This window comes from Nonomuraea sediminis (assembly GCF_018531495.1).
Lineage (GTDB): Bacteria > Actinomycetota > Actinomycetes > Streptosporangiales > Streptosporangiaceae > Nonomuraea > Nonomuraea sediminis.
The window spans coordinates 145,896-160,891 of the sequence record NZ_JAHDTI010000015.1; the positions used below are offsets into that span (position 1 = coordinate 145,896).

Here is a 14,996-nt window from a genome sequence, read left to right on the forward strand (position 1 = left end):
CCCGGCTGCCCCGATGTCCGGAACTACTCGGAAGCGCTCTCGGCGCTCTCGGCCTCGGCGGGAGCGGCGGCCTCGACGGCCTCGCCCTCGACCTCTTCCTCGGCCGGGGCCTCGACGGGCTTGGCGACCACGTGCAGCACCAGGGCCTCGGGGTCGGCGGCCAGCGTCGAGCCCTGCGGCAGCTCGAGGTCGGCCGCGGTGATGGCCTTGCCGACCTCGAAGCCGTCGATGTCGACCTCGATGCCGGTGGGGATGTTGGTGGCCTCGGCCTCGACCGCGATGGACACCAGCTGCTGGTCGAGCAGGCCCTCGGAGTTGACGTCGCCGACCGTGGTGACCGGGATCTCGACCGTGACCTTCTCGCCGCGCTTGACCAGCAGCAGGTCGACGTGCTCGACGAAGCCCTTGATCGGGTCGCGCTGCACGCCCTTGGGCAGGGCCAGCTCGTCGACGCCCTCACCCTTGAGGTGGATCAGGACGTTCGGCGTGCGCAGCGCGAGCAGGACCTCGTGACCGGGCAGGGTCAGGTGCTTGGGGTCGATGCCGTGCCCGTAGAGGACTGCGGGCACCTTGTCGGCGCGGCGGATCTTGCGAGCGGCGCCCTTGCCGAACTCGTTGCGAGGCTCGGCGGCGATACGTACTTCAGACACGACATCTCCTAGGGATGCGAATCGGATTCGAAAGCGCTCACCCTCACCCGCCCTAGCGGAAGGCGTTACGAGCGCAACCTGTGCAGTCTATCGGCTTACGTGTCTCCCTCGAACAGACTCGTGACCGAGCCGTCCGTGAAGACCTCGGTGATGGCACGCGCGATGAGCGGCGCGATCGACAGGACCGTCAGCTTGTCGAACTGCTTCTCCTCCGACAGCGGCAGCGTGTTGGTCACGATGACCTCGGAGATGCGCGAGTTCTTCAAACGGTCCACCGCGGGATCGGAGAAGACCGCGTGCGTGGCGGCGGTGATCACGTTGGTGGCGCCCTGCTCGTAGAGGGCGTCGGCGGCCTTGCAGATGGTGCCGGCCGTGTCGATCATGTCGTCGATCAGCACGCAGGTGCGGCCGCGGACCTTGCCGACCACCTCGCTGACCTTCACCGAGTTGGCCACGTCCAGGTCGCGGCGCTTGTGGATGAAGGCCATCGGCGTGCCGAGCGTGTCGGCCCAGCGCTCCGACAGCCGCACGCGGCCGGTGTCGGGCGAGACGATGGTGGTGTTCTCCAGGTCGAGCTTGTTCTTCAGGTAGCTCTCGAGCACCGGCATCGCGAACAGGTGGTCGACGGGACCGTCGAAGAAGCCCTGGATCTGCGAGGTGTGCAGGTCGATCGACATGAGCCGGTCGGCGCCCGCGGTCTTGAACAGGTCGGCCATCAGGCGCGCGGTGATCGGCTCGCGGCCGCGGCCCTTCTTGTCCTGCCTGGCGTAGCCGAAGAACGGCATGACCACGGTGATGCGCTTGGCGGAGGCCCGCTTGAGTGCGTCGACCATGATGAGCTGCTCCATGATCCACTTGTTGATCGGGCCGGTGTGGCTCTGGATCACGAAGGCGTCGCAGCCGCGTACGGACTCCAGGTAGCGCGCGTAGATCTCACCGTTGGCGAAGTCGATCAGCTTGGTGGGGGTCAGCGAGACGCCGACGTGCCTGGCAACCTCCTCGGCCAGCTCGGGGTAGGCCCGGCCGGAAAAGAGCATGAGCTCCTTCTCGCCAGGCTGTTTGATGCCGCTCATGACCCGTTCTCCTGCTCGATGGCCTTCTGTGCCGCTTTTGCGGACTTTGTGCCCGCTCGTCGGCGTAGGACCCATTGTTCTATGTTGCGTTGTTTTGCCCTAGCCACCCCGATGGCCCCTGGTGGGACGTCATCGATGATGACCGAGCCGGCCGCCGTGTAGGCGCCGTCGCCGACCGTCACCGGCGCGACGAGCATGGTGTCGCAGCCCACGAACGCGCCGTCGCGCACGGTCGTGGGGTGCTTGTTGACGCCGTCGTAGTTGACGAAGACCGTGGAGGCGCCGATGTTGACGTCCTGCCCGATCGTGGCGTCTCCGGCGTAGGTCAGGTGCGGCACCTTGGAGCGCTCCCCGACCGTGGTGTTCTTGGTCTCCACGAACGTGCCGACCTTGGCGGCGCGGCCGAGCACCGTGCCGGGGCGCAGGTAGGCGTAGGGACCCACGCTCACCTCCGGGCCGATCACCGCGCCGTCGCACACGGCGTTGCGCACGAGCGCGCCCTCGCCGACCGTCGTGCCGGTCAGTGTGGAGGCGGGGCCGACCTCGGCGCCCGTCTCGATCCTCGTCTGCCCGTGCAGCTGCGTGCCCGGGTGGATCACGACGTCCGGCGAGATCTCGACGCCGACGTCGATCCAGGTGCTGTCGGGGTCGACGATCGTGACCCCGGCCCGCATGTGGGCCTCGAGCAGCCGCCTGTTGAGCACCTTGCGGACGAAGGCCAGCTGCACGCGGTCGTTGACGCCTTCCACCTCGACATGGTCGCTCGCCACGTGCGCGCCGACCCGGTGGCCCTCCTCGCGCAGGATGGACAGCACGTCGGTGAGATATTCCTCACCCTGTGCGTTGTCGGAGGAGACCCGCTTGACCGCGTCGGCCAGCAGCAGCCCGTCGAAGGCGTAGATGCCGGAGTTCATCTCGGTGATCGCCCGCTGCTGCGGTGAGGCGTCCTTCTCTTCGACGATCTCCAGTACGGCTCCCGCCGCGTCGCGCACGATCCGCCCGTATCCGGTGGGATCGGGCACCACGGCGGTCAGCACGGTCACGGCGTTGCCGTCGGCGGCGTGCTGTTCGAGCAGCTGGGCCAGGGTCTCGGTGCGCAGCAGGGGCACGTCGCCGTAGGTGACCAGCACCGTGCCGGTGATCGTGCCCACCTCCTCCAGCACGGTGCGCACGGCGTGGCCGGTGCCACGCTGCTCGCGCTGGACGATCGCCCGGGCATCCGGGCTGGAGGAGGCCAGATGCGCGCCGACCCGCTCCCTGTCGTGGCCGATCACCACGATCAGCCGCTCGGGCTCGAGCCTGCGGGCGGCGGCGAGCATGTGGTCCACGAGCGCGCGTCCGCACACTTCGTGGAGGACTTTGGGGGTCTGACTCTTCATCCGGGTGCCCTCGCCTGCGGCGAGGACGACGACTGCGGCCGGGCGCGGCACACTCACGGACTGAGGCTCCCTGTGACGAGGGCGGATCTGGACAACGGTACGGCTACCGCACCGCTACCCACCCGACACCGTGAGGATACCTGCCCACCCGGACAGCCAACCATGGACCCACGAACGACACGGACAGCTCCGGCGCCAGGACTCGAACCTGGACAACAGACACCAAAAGACTGCGAGCTGCCAATTACTCAACGCCGGAAAACGGACGCCTCGCAGCGTCCGGACCTAGCTTACCGACCTTGCGGCGCTCGCGTGCTACCGAGTCGGCAGACCCCGAGCGCGTCCCGTGCATCGCCCCGGAGCACCGACACTGACGTAAGCCCCCCGTAGCCGAAACGTAAATAACGGCCCTTAGGGATTCCTTACTTACGCTGCCGTAGGTTACGGTTGCGTAGCCCGGACATTCGAGCTCATACACGTCGCGAGAGGTAGTCCATGACCGTTGTCGCCGAGCGCACGTCTCCCGGTCCCAAGCCCGAATCCGACCCCGAGCACCGCACCAAGGGTGAGCTGATCACCTTCGCGTTCGTCATCGGCCTGCCCCTGATCGCCATGGCCGCCGCCGTGCCGTTCGCGTGGGGATGGGGCCTGGGGTGGAGCGACGTCGTGATCGCCTTCGTCTTCTACGTCATCTCCGGCCTGGGAGTCACGGTCGGCTTCCACCGCTACTTCACGCACGGCTCGTTCAAGGCCAAGCGGCCGCTGAAGATCGCGCTGGGCATCGCGGGGAGCCTGTCCCTGGAGATGTCCGTGCTGGACTGGGTGGCCGTCCACCGCAAGCACCACAAGTTCTCCGACAAGGAGGGCGACCCGCACTCGCCGTGGCGCTTCGGGACCGGGTTCACCGCGCTGTGCAAGGGGCTGCTGTTCGCGCACATGGGCTGGATGTTCGAGGCCGAGCGGGCCAACCGCGAGAAGTACGCCCCCGACCTGCTCAAGGACCCCGACATCATGCGGATGCACCGGTGGTTCGGCTGGCTGGCGGTCACCTCGATCGCGCTTCCCGCCGTGCTCGGCGGGCTGGTCACCTGGTCGTGGCAGGGCGCGGTGACCGCGCTGTTCTGGGCCTCTATCATCCGCATCGGCCTGCTGCACCACGTGACGTGGTCGATCAACTCCATCTGCCACGTGTTCGGCGACGAGCAGTTCGAGGCTCGCGACAAGTCGCGCCAGGTGTGGATCCTGGCGATCCCCTCCTTCGGCGAGTCGTGGCACAACCTGCACCACGCCGAGCCCACCAGCGCCCGGCACGGCGCGCTGAAGGGACAGATCGATCTCAGCGCCGGGACGATCCGCCTCTTCGAGAAGATGGGCTGGGCCTACAACGTGCGCTGGCCCACGCCAGAACGCCTGGCGGCGAAGCGCGTTGCCTGACTCCGGGGGTTCGGCTCCCGGCGGTTCGTCCGGGACAGCCATTATGGAGAGTGTGACCACCACACCCCGATCTCGCAGGCGTATGTCCGGTAGCGAGCGAAGAGAGCAGCTGATCCGCATCAGCCGCTCCCTCTTCGCGGAGAAGGGGTTCGACGGGACCTCCATCGAGGAGATCGCCGCGACGGCGCAGGTGTCCAAGCCGGTGGTCTACGAACACTTCGGCGGCAAGGAAGGCGTCTACGCGGTGGTGGTGGACCGCGAGATGCAGAAACTGCTCGGGATGATCACCCAGGCGCTGTCGGCGGCGCACTCGCTGGTCAAACTGGAGCGGGCCGCGCTCGCGCTGCTGCAGTACATCGAGGAGAGCAGCGAGGGTTTCCGCATCCTGGTGCGCGACTCCCACGCCGCCAGCGGCACGGGCTCGTTCGCCAGCCTGATCAGCGAGATCGCCAGCCAGGTCGAGGACGTGCTGGCCGACGAGTTCGTGACCCGCGGCTACGACCCGAAGCTGGCACCGATGTACGCGCAGATGCTGGTGGGCATGGTGGCGCTGACCGGCCAGTGGTGGCTGGACGTGCGCAAGCCCGGGCGCGAGGAGGTGGCCGCGCACCTGGTCAACCTGGCGTGGAACGGCCTGACGGGGCTGAACCCGCAGCCGACGATCTCGGTGGCGACCCGCGCCACCCATCCGGTGATGAGCGAGAAGGACCTGCGCGAGCTGGAGAGGGCCAGGGACAAGGAGCTCAAGGAGGCCGAGAAGGCCCGCCAGCGTGAGCTGAAGGAGGCCGAGAAGGCCAGGGTGCGGGACATGAAGGAGCGCGAGCGCCTGCTGAAGGAGGCCGAGAGGGCCCAGGAGCGGGAGGAGAAGCTCCGTCAGCGCGAGGCGCGCATCGCGGAGCGGGCCGCGCGGCTGGAGCAAGCGGATCAACCAGAATAATTCGTTGCTGCGAAGTTAACGTTCCGTTCAACCAAGGTGGGCATATTAGGAAATATGTCCGCGGAACTGTTGCAACCTGGAAACGACCTGCCCCTGCCCCAGGAACGGTTCCTCAACCGTGAGGAGAGCTGGCTTCAGTTCAACGAGCGGGTGCTGGAGCTGGCCGAAGACCCCTCGCTACCCCTTCTCGAGCGGGTGCGATTCCTGGCGATCTTCGCCAGCAACCTGGATGAGTTCTTCCGGGTGCGGGTGGCGGGTCTCAAGCGCCGGATGGCCACCGGCCTGCTGCTACGGACCAAGAGCGGACTGAAACCGAGCGAGGAACTGGCGCGCATCGCCACCATCGCCGACGAGCTGGCCATCCGGCACGCGTCGATCTTCCACGACCAGGTCCTGCCCAAGCTGGCCACGGAGGGCATCGAGATCGTCCGCTGGGACGACCTGGGCCGCGAGGAGCGCACCGAGCTGCGCAAGCTGTTCCGCGAGCGGATCCGGCCGGTGCTGACGCCGCTGGCCGTGGACCCCGCCCACCCATTCCCCTACATCTCCGGGCTCAGCCTGAACCTGGCCGTCGTGGTGCGCAACCCGGCCACGGACCACACGGTCTTCGCCCGGGTCAAGGTTCCCTCGCAGCTGCCGCGGTTCGTCACGGCCTCCAAGAACCGCTTCGTCCCGCTGGAGGACGTGATCGCGGCGCACCTGGGCCAGCTGTTCAAGGGGATGGAGATCGTCCAGCACCACGCCTTCCGCGTGACCAGGAACGAGGACCTGGACGTCGACGAGGACGTCACGGAGAACCTGATGCAGGCGCTGGAGAAGGAGCTGCAGCGCCGCCGCTTCGGGCCGCCGGTGCGCCTGGAGGTCGAGGACACGATCTCGCAGGAGGTCCTGGACCTGCTGGTGGAGGAGCTGGAGCTGGCGCCGCACGAGATCTACAAGATCCCTGGCCCGCTGGACCTGAGCGGCCTGCACGCCATCGCCGACCTGGACCGCGGCGAGCTGAGCTACCGCCCGTTCGTGCCGGCCGAGGCGATCAACGCCGAGGACGACGTCTTCTCGGTGCTGCGCGAGCGCGACATCCTGCTGCACCACCCCTACGACTCCTTCGGCACCAGCGTGCAGCGCTTCATCGAGGCGGCCTCCACCGATCCGCGGGTGCTGGCGATCAAGCAGACCCTGTACCGCACCAGCGGCGAGTCGCCGATCGTGGACGCGCTGATCGACGCGGCCGAGGCCGGCAAGCAGGTGGTCGTGGTCGTGGAGATCAAGGCCCGCTTCGACGAGCACGCCAACATCTCCTGGGCGCGCAAGCTGGAGCGCGCAGGCTGCCACGTGGTCTACGGGGTGGTCGGGCTCAAGACGCACTGCAAGCTGGCGCTGGTCGTGCGCCAGGAGGCCTCGGGCGAGCTGCGCCGCTACTGCCACATCGGCACGGGCAACTACAACCCCAAGACGGCCAGGCAGTACGAGGACTTCGGCCTGCTGACCGCCGACCCGCTGGTGGGCGAGGACGTCACGGACCTGTTCATCCACCTGACCGGCTACTCCAACCACTCGGCCTACCGCCGGCTGCTGGTCGCCCCGCACTCGCTGCGCGGCGGGCTGCTGGCCAGGATCGAGCGGGAGATCGCGCACCAGCAGGCCGGCCGCCCGGCCAGGATCCGCATCAAGACCAACTCGCTGGTGGACGAGCCGATCATCGACGCGCTCTACCGGGCCTCGCGGGCGGGCGTCCCCGTGGACCTGTGGGTGCGCGGCATCTGCACCCTGCGCCCCGGCATCCCGGACCTGTCGGAGAACATCCGGGTCCGCAGCGTCCTCGGCCGCTTCCTGGAGCACTCGCGGATCTACGAGTTCGGCCTGGGCAGGCGTCCGGAGGTGTGGATCGGCAGCGCCGACCTGATGCGCCGCAACCTGGACCGGCGGGTGGAGGCGCTGGTCAAGGTGACAGGGCAGCAGCACAAGAGCTACCTGATCGAGCTGATGGACCGGGCCATGGCGGAGACGACGAACGCGTGGTGGCTGAACTCGGACGGCGACTGGGTCCGTCATCCGGGCGAGGACCTGCAGAGCCATCTGATCGGCACCCGCCGCTGGAGGACCGTTGATGACTGACATGCTCCGGGCCGCCGGAGCGGTGGTCTGGCGCGGCGACGAGGGCGACCCCGAGGTGGCTGTCATCCACCGGCCGCGCTACGACGACTGGACCTTCCCCAAGGGCAAGCTGAAGGCCGGCGAGCACATGATCGCCGCGGCGTTGCGCGAGGTGCGCGAGGAGACGGGCATGTCGGTCGTGCTCGGCCGCGCCCTGCCCCCGATCCACTACCTCAACAAGGGCCGGCTCAAGCGCGTCGACTACTGGGCCGGCCAGTCCTCCGAGGGCGAGTTCACCCCCGGCGAGGAGGTCGACGAGCTGGTCTGGCTGCCGCTCAGCGCGGCCCGCGACCGCCTCACCTACGCCTGGGACGCGGGTTTACTGCACGCCCTGGCCGCCGCGCCGCTCGCCACCACCCCCCTGGTCCTGGTACGGCACGCCGTAGCGGGAAGCCGCCAGGACTGGACGGGCGAGGACGCCCTGCGCCCGCTGGACAGCGTGGGCAGGGCGCAGGCCGCCACGATCGCGCAGGTGCTGCCCGCCTACCGGCCGCAGCTGCTGGTCAGCTCGCCCAGCCTGCGCTGCGTGCAGACGCTCGAGCCGTTCTCCTCCGACATCCGGCTGGAACCGCTGCTGAGTGAGGAGCACCAGGACGGCGACAAGACCCCGGCGCTGGTCGGCGAGATCTCGGTGCCGGCGGCGGTGTGCAGCCACCGCAAGGTGCTCCCCCACGTGATCCACACGCTCAGCGGCAAGGACGTGCACCTGCGCAAGGGCGCCTTCGCCGTGCTGCACCGGCTGGGCGACCAGGTGGTCAGCGTGGAGCGGTACTCCAGCTGACCGGCAGTTCCTTGAGGCCGCCGGTGAGGCGGCCCTCGTTCATCGGCAGCTCCTCGAACGGCACGGCCAGCCGCAGGTCGGGCAGGCGCTGGAAGAGCCGCTCGAAGACGGCGGTGAGCTCGACCCTGGCCAGGCTGGCGCCGACGCAGAAGTGCGCGCCGTGGCCGAAGCCGAGGTGCGGGTTGTCCTGGCTGCGGTGCAGGTCGAACAGGTCGGGGTGGTCGAAGGCGGTCTCGTCCCTGTTGGCGGCGTTGGTGGTCAGGACGACGGCCTCGCCGGCCTTGATGGTGACGCCGGCGATCTCGACGTCCTCCCTGGCGTAGCGGGGGATGCCGTGCAGGCCTGGCGATCCCATGCGCAGGATCTCCTCGACCGCGGCCGGCGCGAGGCCGGGGTCGGCCTTGAGCATGGCCAGCTGCTCGGGGAAGTGGAGCAGGAGCAGCACGCCGTAGTCGATGCGGTTGACGGTGGTCTCGTGGCCGGCGAACAGCAGCCCGCCCGCCAGCTGGGCGATGGTGCCGTCGTCGTCGACCACGTCGACCAGGTCCGACAGGACGTCCTCGCCCGGGTCGTGGCGTTTGGCGTCGATGAGGCGGGCCATGTAGCGGCCCATCTCCTCGCGGGCGGCCATGCCGACGGCCTCGTCCATGCTGCCCATCCGGGTGGAGACCTCGCTGAAGTAGTCGCGGTCGTCGAACGGCACGCCGAGCAGCTCGCAGATGACGTAGACGGGCAGCGGGAAGGAGAACTCCTTGTGCAGGTCGACGGGCGGCGTCCGGGTCGTGAGCTCGTCGAGGAGGCCGTCGACCAGGCCTCCCACGTGCTCGCTCAGCGCCTTCATCCTGCGGGCGGAGAAGGAGCGGACGAACAGCTTGCGCATCCGCTCGTGGTCGGCCTTCTCCGTCTCGAAGTCGCCCTGCGGGCCACCGAGCAGCGCCGAACCCGAGATTCTGGCCGCCTCCTCGGGTTTGGGATGCGAGCGGCCCATCCGGCCGTCGGCGAACAGCGCTCTGGCGTCCTCGTAGCCGCTCACCAGCCAGACCTCGTCGCCCGCCCGGGTGCGGACCCGGGCGATGCGTTCCTTGTGCCGCAGCTCGCGGTAGGCGGCGGGCACGTCGAGGGGATCACTTCGGTCGAAGGGGATCACCGGAAGATCAGTCATACAACCTTCTTAACAGCTTGCAAGGTCTCCGCCCAGACTCGCGGGAACTCCTCGTGCGCGCGTTCTGCGGCGCCGCGCTCGATGCCGATGAGCAGGCCGTAGGTGAAGGTGTCCTCGCCCGCCTCGCGGGCGCTCTCGGCCTCCTTGGCCAGCACCTCCTGGGCGACCACGCCGTCCTGGTGCAGGCCGAGGATCTCCTGGACCGCCTCGGCGTTCTTGGCCAGCTTGCGCATGGGCTTGCCGAGCGTGGGCCGCAGCGCCTCGGCGGTGTAGCGGGCGCGCTTGGCGGCCTTGCGGACGTCGTGCATGGCGATCTCGCGCCGCTCGGGGTCCTCGACGGCCTGGGCGGTGTCGTAGGCCTTGGTGACGCGGTCCCAGTTCTTGACCGCGACGCCGTTGAGGGTCTTCTCGGCGGGCTTGCCGGCGGGCTTGCGCAGGCCGGGGTCGGCCACCAGCGCGTCGAGGGCGTCGAGCAGGGCGTAGTAGCGCGCGCCGCTGAGGGTGTCCTTGATCCGCTCGTAGGCCTGCTGCTCGCGCTCGTGCAGGTCGTCGCCGAGCCGGGTCGCGATGGGGCCGGTGACCAGTTCGGGGGCCAGGCCCTCCAGGTGGCGGGCGAACCTGTCCCTGATCACCTCCAGATCGCGGGCCTCGCCCAGGACGTTGCCCAGCCAGCGCAGCTCGTCCTGCAGCGCCTGGGTGTCGCCCAGGAGGCTCTTGAAGGCCTTCAGGGCGCTGCGGAGCCTACGGCAGGCCACCCGCATCTGGTGCACGGCGTCCTCCTCGGCCCGCCGTACCCGGGGGTCCTGGGAGAGCAGGGCGGTGACCTGCGACTCGAGGTAGTCCACGAGGACCTCGCCCGCCGTGCCCGGCTCGGTGGGGACGCGATCGGGGGTGGGCGGCTGGAGCAGTCTGGCGAGCTTGCTGGCGCTGTCCGCGGGCCTGGCGCCGGCCTTCCGCAGGCGCTTGCCGACCTTGGCGAGCAGGGCCTCGTCGCCGGACAGGAGCTCGGCCTCGACCTCGCGCCAGCGTTCCACCCGCGGCTCCTCGCCCAGCACGGTGCCCTTGACGCGGTCGTCGGCGACCTCGAGCAGCCTGGCGTCGCCGTCCACGAGGAGGGTGACGGTGCGCTTGGTGTCGAGCTCGGCCACCGGCCGCAGCTCGCCGCCGCGGCTGTAGGCGCGCACGAGCTCGGCCAGCTCGTCGGGAACGGTCCTGGTGCTGCGGGTGAGGGGGTGGGTGATCTCCTGCCTGACCCCCTTGGCTTTAGGGAGCTTGAGATGCCAGCCGGGATCGGCGCCGCCCCGCCTGCGTCTGAGTGTCACGCCGCGCGTGGCCAGCCTCAGGTCGGGCGTGTCGTAGTAGAGCGCCACGAGCTGGTGACCCTTGGGGCCCACGACCTCAGCGACGCCGCTCAGGTCGGGCACCGCGTAGTCGGGCGGAACGTCGAACTTGTCCTCGATCTCGATGCCCACAGCACCTCACAAAAGTCCGATTTAGCCCCATACTGCCACCGTTAGGTGAGCCTTTGTAGAAGCTCGATGCGGTTACCGACGGGATCGCTGAGGTAGATGCGGCGATATCCGGGGAAGAGCAGGTCGACTTCCGCGCCCTCGGGAAGCTCGTCGACGAGGAAGGCGGGGTGCGCCTTGCGCGCCGGGCGGAAGTCCTCCTCGATGCCCAGGTGGACCTCGACGCCCTCGCCGCGGAACCAGGCTCCGCCCCGTTTGGCCAGCTCGGGCGGCTTGGGCACCTCGCGCAGCCCGAGCACGCCCTCGTAGAACTCCCGCAGTTGCGGCTCGCTGCCCGCAGGCGCGGCCAGCTGGACATGATGAAGCGCTTTGATCATTTCTGTGCCACCAGGAAGATGCGACGGAAGGGGAACGGCGTGCCGTACTTCCTCGACGGATAGACCTCGTCGAGTCGTACGGCAAGCTCGGCGGTGAAGCGTTTGCGCTCGTCCTCGTCCAGCCGGTCGAAGATCGGGCGCAGCGCGGTGCCGGAGATCCACTGCAGGACGGCGTTGTCGCCGTGGAGCACGTGGAGGTAGGTGGTCTCCCAGGCGTCGACGCGGCAGCCGAGGTCGCTGAGCTGGTCCAGGTAGCCGATCGGGTCGTCGACAGGGCTGCCGCGGTCGTAGTCGCCGAGGCGGTCGGCCCACTGGGGCGAGCGGCACAGCTCGCGGATGGCCACGTGGCTGGGCGCGTCGAAGTTGCCCGGCACCTGGAAGGCCAGCCAGCCGCCGGGGCTGAGCGCGTCGACCCAGTGCTCGAGCAGGTCGCGGTGGGAGGGCACCCACTGCAGGACGGCGTTGGAGATCAGGACGTCGACGGGCCTGTCGGGGCGCCACAGGGTCACGTCGGTGACGAAGAAGCGTGGCATCGCGCCCAGCTCCCTGGCTTTCGCGATCATGGCAGGTGAGGAGTCGAAGCCGTCGATGCTCGCCTTCGGCCAGCGTCTGGCGAGTTCGACGGTGAGTTCACCCGTGCCGCAGCCCGCGTCCACGACATAATCGGGGTCGACGGCACGCACCCGTGCCAGGAGGTCGAAGAACGGTCGTGACCGTTCGTCGGCGTATCTGGCGTAGGTGCTGGGATCCCAGATATCTCTTGACATGAAGATAATTGGTATCGAGATATGTATCTCGATGTCAAGACAGTAGACTTCGTGTCATGACGGAGGATTCGCGGGACGAGGTCGACCGCCTCGTCGCGGCCTGGCAGACCGAGCGGCCCGATCTGGACGTGGAGCCGCTCCAGGTGCTCTCGCGCGTGTCGCGGCTGGCCAAGCACCTGGACCGGGCCAGGCGTGCCGCCTTCGCCGAGCACGACCTGGAGCCGTGGGAGTTCGACGTGCTGACCGCGCTGCGGCGGGCGGGCAAGCCGTACGAGCTGTCACCCGGGGCGCTGCTGCGGGCCACGCTGGTCACCTCGGGCACGATGACCAACCGCATCGACCGCCTGGCCCAGGCCGGGCTGGTGCGCCGCCGCCCCGACCCGGAGGACCGGCGCGGGGTGCTCGTCTCGCTCACCGACACCGGCGTCACCCAGGTCGACGCGGCCTTCTCCGACCTGCTGCGGCGCGAGCGCGAGCTGCTGTCGGCCCTGGACACCTCCGAGCGGGCCACGCTGGCGGGGCTGCTGCGCACGCTGCTGACGCCCTTCGACGCCTGAGGCTAGTCGCCGAGGCGGTCGGCGACCTCCAGCCATTCGGCCTCGATCGCGTCCTTCTGCGCGAGCACGTCCCTGAGCTGCGTGTCCAGGGTGCCGAGCTTGTTGTAGTCGTCGGCGGCCTCGGCCATCGCGGCGTGCAGCTTGGACTCCTGGCCGGAGAGCTTGTCCAGCTGGCGTTCCAGGCGGTTGAGCTCCTTGCGCAGCTCACGCTCCTCCTTGGCCGACATGCCCGACTGTTCAGCCTCCGCCGGGATTTCCTTTTCGGGGGTCGAGGCGATCCGGGCCGTGACCGCGGTTCCCGCGGCCCGCCGTTCCAGATACTCGTCCACCCCGCCCGGAAGCAGCGACAGCCTGCCGTCGCCGAGCAGCGCGACGCACCGGTCGGTCACCCGCTCGAGGAAGTACCTGTCGTGGCTGACCAGCACCAGCGTGCCGGGCCAGCCGTCAAGCAGGTCCTCGAGCTCGTTGAGCGTCTCGATGTCGAGGTCGTTGGTGGGCTCGTCGAGCAGCAGGACGTTCGGGTCGTCCATGAGCAGGCGCAGCAGCTGCAGGCGCCGCCGCTCGCCGCCGGACAGGTCGCCGACCATCTTCCACTGCGCGTCGCCCTTGAACCCGAGGCGCTCGAGCAGCTGGGAAGCCGTCCACTCCCGCTTGCCGACCTTGATGTACTTGCGGATCTCCTCGACCGTCTCCAGCACCCGGCGGGTCGGCTCGAGCTCGGCCAGCTCCTGCGACAGGTGCGCCAGCCGTACCGTCTTGCCCGTCACGAGGCGGCCCGAATCGGGCTTGACCGTGCCCGACAGCAGGCGCAGCACCGTCGACTTGCCCGAGCCGTTCACGCCGATCAGCCCGATGCGATCGCCGGGGCCGAACTGCCAGGTCATGCGGTCGAGCACGAGCGGCCCGCTGTCCGGACCGCCGGCGTGCAGGGTCACGCCCTCCAGGTCGTAGACGGTCCTGCCGAGGCGCGCGGCGGCGAAACGCATCAGCTCCACGTTCTCGCGCGCCGGCGGCTCATCGGCGATCAGCGCCTGGGCGGCCTCGATCCTGAACTTCGGCTTCGAGGTGCGCGCGGGCGGGCCGCGGCGCAGCCAGGCGATCTCCTTGCGCATGAGGTTCTGGCGGCGCTCCTCGGCGGCCTGCGCGATCCTCGCGCGCTCGGCCTTGGCCAGCACGTACGCCGCGTAGCCACCCTCGTAGCGCTCGACCCGGCCGTCGACGACCTCCCACGTCCTGGTGGAGACCGCGTCCAGGAACCACCGGTCGTGCGTCACCACCAGCAGCGCGCTCCTGCGCACCGCCAGATGGCCGGCCAGCCACGCGATCGCCTCGATGTCGAGATGGTTCGTCGGCTCGTCCAGCATGATCAGGTCATGGTCGTCGATCAGCAGCCGCGCCAGCGCCGTGCGCCTGCGCTCGCCGCCCGACAGGTCGCCCGCCTTGGCGTCCAGGTCCAGGTCACCGATCAGGTTGGCCAGGATCTCCCTGATCCGCTGGTCGCCCGCCCACTCGTGCTCGGCCTTGCCGTCCAGCACCAGCTCCCGCACGGCGCTTCCCGGGTCGAGCCCGTCATGCTGGGTCAGGAAACCGACCCTCAGCCCGCGCGTGTGGGTGACACGCCCGCTGTCGGGCCGCACCCCACCGGCGATCACCGACATCAAGGTGGTCTTACCACCGCCGTTACGCCCCACGACCCCGATCCGCTCCCCCTCCTCGACGCCCAACGAGACGTCGTGGAGTAGCGGCTTGGGCCCGTAAGCATGGGAAACAGCCTCAAGATTGACCAGATTCATCGCACCCCAAGGGTATACGTCACCACGGCCCGCTCCGCTACGTCTCTCACCACCCCACCACCCGCCTGGAGGCTCCGCCGCCGTGCTCTCTCAACTTCTGTACGGCAAGCCGCCGCCACCGGCCGCCCACCGCACTTCGGCTGAGGACCTGTGCCCGGCGCTTGCGGCGAGTCGAGGACGGTTGCCCACCGACACGACGCTCCACCACCCAGGCACCCCGGCGCCCCTGACCCGCCGTACGAGGCGCCGGACAACCGCCGTCCCCCTCCTCGCCGACCCCGGCGCGGGCACGCCGCCCGGCCTCGACGCCACGGCACCCCGACAACCTCGGCGCCCTGTGCGATGGGAGGGGGCGGCCGGGGTGCCACGAGCACGGAGCGGTGGCGGGGGCACGAAAACCGTGGTGCCCGGGGATGGGACGCCGTAGCGGTGGGAAGCGGCACCGACTCGCCGGAAGCGCCGG

General features: G+C 69.3%; 13 protein-coding genes and 1 tRNA gene. 5 read left to right on the forward strand and 9 right to left on the reverse strand.

Going from position 1 to position 14,996, the window contains the following annotated elements; genetic code table 11:
* Positions 1 to 23: 23 nt before the first annotated feature.
* The 4 genes from KIK09_RS46305 to KIK09_RS46320 all read right to left on the reverse strand — a co-directional run bounded on the left by KIK09_RS46305 (position 24) and on the right by KIK09_RS46320 (position 3,361).
* Positions 24 to 650, reverse strand: a complete 627-nt coding sequence (locus tag KIK09_RS46305; protein ID WP_214325924.1) for a 50S ribosomal protein L25/general stress protein Ctc — start codon at positions 648 to 650, stop codon at positions 24 to 26.
* A 95-nt stretch (positions 651 to 745) separates the two neighbouring features.
* Positions 746 to 1,723: a ribose-phosphate diphosphokinase gene (locus KIK09_RS46310; protein ID WP_214325925.1), complete on the reverse strand. Its 978-nt coding sequence runs from the start codon at positions 1,721 to 1,723 to the stop codon at positions 746 to 748.
* Positions 1,720 to 3,159, reverse strand: a complete 1,440-nt coding sequence (glmU, locus tag KIK09_RS46315; protein WP_214325926.1) for a bifunctional UDP-N-acetylglucosamine diphosphorylase/glucosamine-1-phosphate N-acetyltransferase GlmU — start codon at positions 3,157 to 3,159, stop codon at positions 1,720 to 1,722. The genes KIK09_RS46310 and glmU overlap by 4 nt, the downstream gene beginning before the upstream one ends.
* Positions 3,160 to 3,289: 130 nt before the next feature.
* Positions 3,290 to 3,361 (reverse strand) — tRNA-Gln (locus tag KIK09_RS46320).
* A 236-nt stretch (positions 3,362 to 3,597) separates the two neighbouring features.
* On the opposite strand from KIK09_RS46320, the gene KIK09_RS46325 reads away from it, so the two are divergent.
* Genes KIK09_RS46325 through KIK09_RS46340 form a run of 4 tightly spaced genes read left to right on the forward strand, consistent with a single transcriptional unit; the run spans position 3,598 to position 8,408 of the window.
* A complete protein-coding gene (locus KIK09_RS46325) occupies positions 3,598 to 4,536 on the forward strand; it encodes an acyl-CoA desaturase (RefSeq protein ID WP_214325927.1) in 939 nt (312 codons plus the stop codon).
* Between the two features lie 43 nt (positions 4,537 to 4,579).
* On the forward strand, positions 4,580 to 5,473 hold the full coding sequence (locus tag KIK09_RS46330; protein WP_214325928.1) for a TetR/AcrR family transcriptional regulator: 894 nt from the start codon (positions 4,580 to 4,582) through the stop codon (positions 5,471 to 5,473).
* 54 nt (positions 5,474 to 5,527) lie between these two features.
* Positions 5,528 to 7,588, forward strand: a complete 2,061-nt coding sequence (locus tag KIK09_RS46335) for an RNA degradosome polyphosphate kinase (RefSeq protein WP_214325929.1) — start codon at positions 5,528 to 5,530, stop codon at positions 7,586 to 7,588.
* Entirely contained in the window at positions 7,581 to 8,408 is an 828-nt protein-coding gene (locus KIK09_RS46340; RefSeq protein ID WP_250574865.1) for an NUDIX hydrolase, read from the forward strand. The genes KIK09_RS46335 and KIK09_RS46340 overlap by 8 nt, the downstream gene beginning before the upstream one ends.
* Here the strand turns inward: KIK09_RS46340 and KIK09_RS46345 are convergent.
* Genes KIK09_RS46345 through KIK09_RS46360 form a run of 4 tightly spaced genes read right to left on the reverse strand, consistent with a single transcriptional unit; the run spans position 8,383 to position 12,183 of the window.
* The gene (locus KIK09_RS46345) at positions 8,383 to 9,570 is read right to left on the reverse strand and encodes a cytochrome P450 (protein WP_214325930.1); all 1,188 of its coding nucleotides are present in this window, start codon (positions 9,568 to 9,570) and stop codon (positions 8,383 to 8,385) included. The two genes, KIK09_RS46340 and KIK09_RS46345, sit on opposite strands and share 26 nt — an antisense overlap.
* Positions 9,567 to 11,042: a CYTH and CHAD domain-containing protein gene (locus KIK09_RS60360; RefSeq protein ID WP_214325931.1), complete on the reverse strand. Its 1,476-nt coding sequence runs from the start codon at positions 11,040 to 11,042 to the stop codon at positions 9,567 to 9,569. Before KIK09_RS60360 ends, KIK09_RS46345 begins: the two co-directional genes overlap by 4 nt.
* A gap of 41 nt (positions 11,043 to 11,083) precedes the next feature.
* Positions 11,084 to 11,416, reverse strand: a complete 333-nt coding sequence (locus KIK09_RS46355) for a VOC family protein (RefSeq protein WP_214325932.1) — start codon at positions 11,414 to 11,416, stop codon at positions 11,084 to 11,086.
* The gene (locus tag KIK09_RS46360; RefSeq protein WP_250574866.1) at positions 11,413 to 12,183 is read right to left on the reverse strand and encodes a trans-aconitate 2-methyltransferase; all 771 of its coding nucleotides are present in this window, start codon (positions 12,181 to 12,183) and stop codon (positions 11,413 to 11,415) included. The genes KIK09_RS46355 and KIK09_RS46360 overlap by 4 nt, the downstream gene beginning before the upstream one ends.
* A 56-nt stretch (positions 12,184 to 12,239) precedes the next feature.
* Here KIK09_RS46360 and KIK09_RS46365 point away from each other — a divergent pair, with 56 nt between their 5' ends.
* The gene (locus tag KIK09_RS46365; protein ID WP_214325933.1) at positions 12,240 to 12,740 is read left to right on the forward strand and encodes a MarR family winged helix-turn-helix transcriptional regulator; all 501 of its coding nucleotides are present in this window, start codon (positions 12,240 to 12,242) and stop codon (positions 12,738 to 12,740) included.
* Positions 12,741 to 12,742: 2 nt separating this feature from the next.
* Here the strand turns inward: KIK09_RS46365 and KIK09_RS46370 are convergent, their stop codons facing one another.
* Positions 12,743 to 14,533 carry an ABC-F family ATP-binding cassette domain-containing protein gene (locus KIK09_RS46370; RefSeq protein WP_214325934.1) on the reverse strand — a complete coding sequence of 597 codons (1,791 nt, stop codon included), beginning with the start codon at positions 14,531 to 14,533 and terminating at the stop codon, positions 12,743 to 12,745.
* Positions 14,534 to 14,996 lie beyond the last annotated feature (463 nt).

What these genes read in the sequence shown, in the direction of transcription:
- KIK09_RS46335 (WP_214325929.1), top strand. Translation starts at nt 5,528, where the DNA reads ATGTCCGCGGAACTGTTGCAACCTGGAAACGACCTGCCCCTGCCCCAG.
- KIK09_RS46365 (WP_214325933.1), top strand. Translation starts at nt 12,240, where the DNA reads ATGACGGAGGATTCGCGGGACGAGGTCGACCGCCTCGTCGCGGCCTGG.
- KIK09_RS46360 (WP_250574866.1), bottom strand. Translation starts at nt 12,183, where the DNA reads ATGTCAAGAGATATCTGGGATCCCAGCACCTACGCCAGATACGCCGAC.
- KIK09_RS46355 (WP_214325932.1), bottom strand. Translation starts at nt 11,416, where the DNA reads ATGATCAAAGCGCTTCATCATGTCCAGCTGGCCGCGCCTGCGGGCAGC.
- KIK09_RS46370 (WP_214325934.1), bottom strand. Translation starts at nt 14,533, where the DNA reads ATGAATCTGGTCAATCTTGAGGCTGTTTCCCATGCTTACGGGCCCAAG.
- KIK09_RS46325 (WP_214325927.1), top strand. Translation starts at nt 3,598, where the DNA reads ATGACCGTTGTCGCCGAGCGCACGTCTCCCGGTCCCAAGCCCGAATCC.
- KIK09_RS46345 (WP_214325930.1), bottom strand. Translation starts at nt 9,570, where the DNA reads ATGACTGATCTTCCGGTGATCCCCTTCGACCGAAGTGATCCCCTCGAC.
- KIK09_RS46310 (WP_214325925.1), bottom strand. Translation starts at nt 1,723, where the DNA reads ATGAGCGGCATCAAACAGCCTGGCGAGAAGGAGCTCATGCTCTTTTCC.
- KIK09_RS46330 (WP_214325928.1), top strand. Translation starts at nt 4,580, where the DNA reads ATGGAGAGTGTGACCACCACACCCCGATCTCGCAGGCGTATGTCCGGT.
- KIK09_RS46340 (WP_250574865.1), top strand. Translation starts at nt 7,581, where the DNA reads ATGACTGACATGCTCCGGGCCGCCGGAGCGGTGGTCTGGCGCGGCGAC.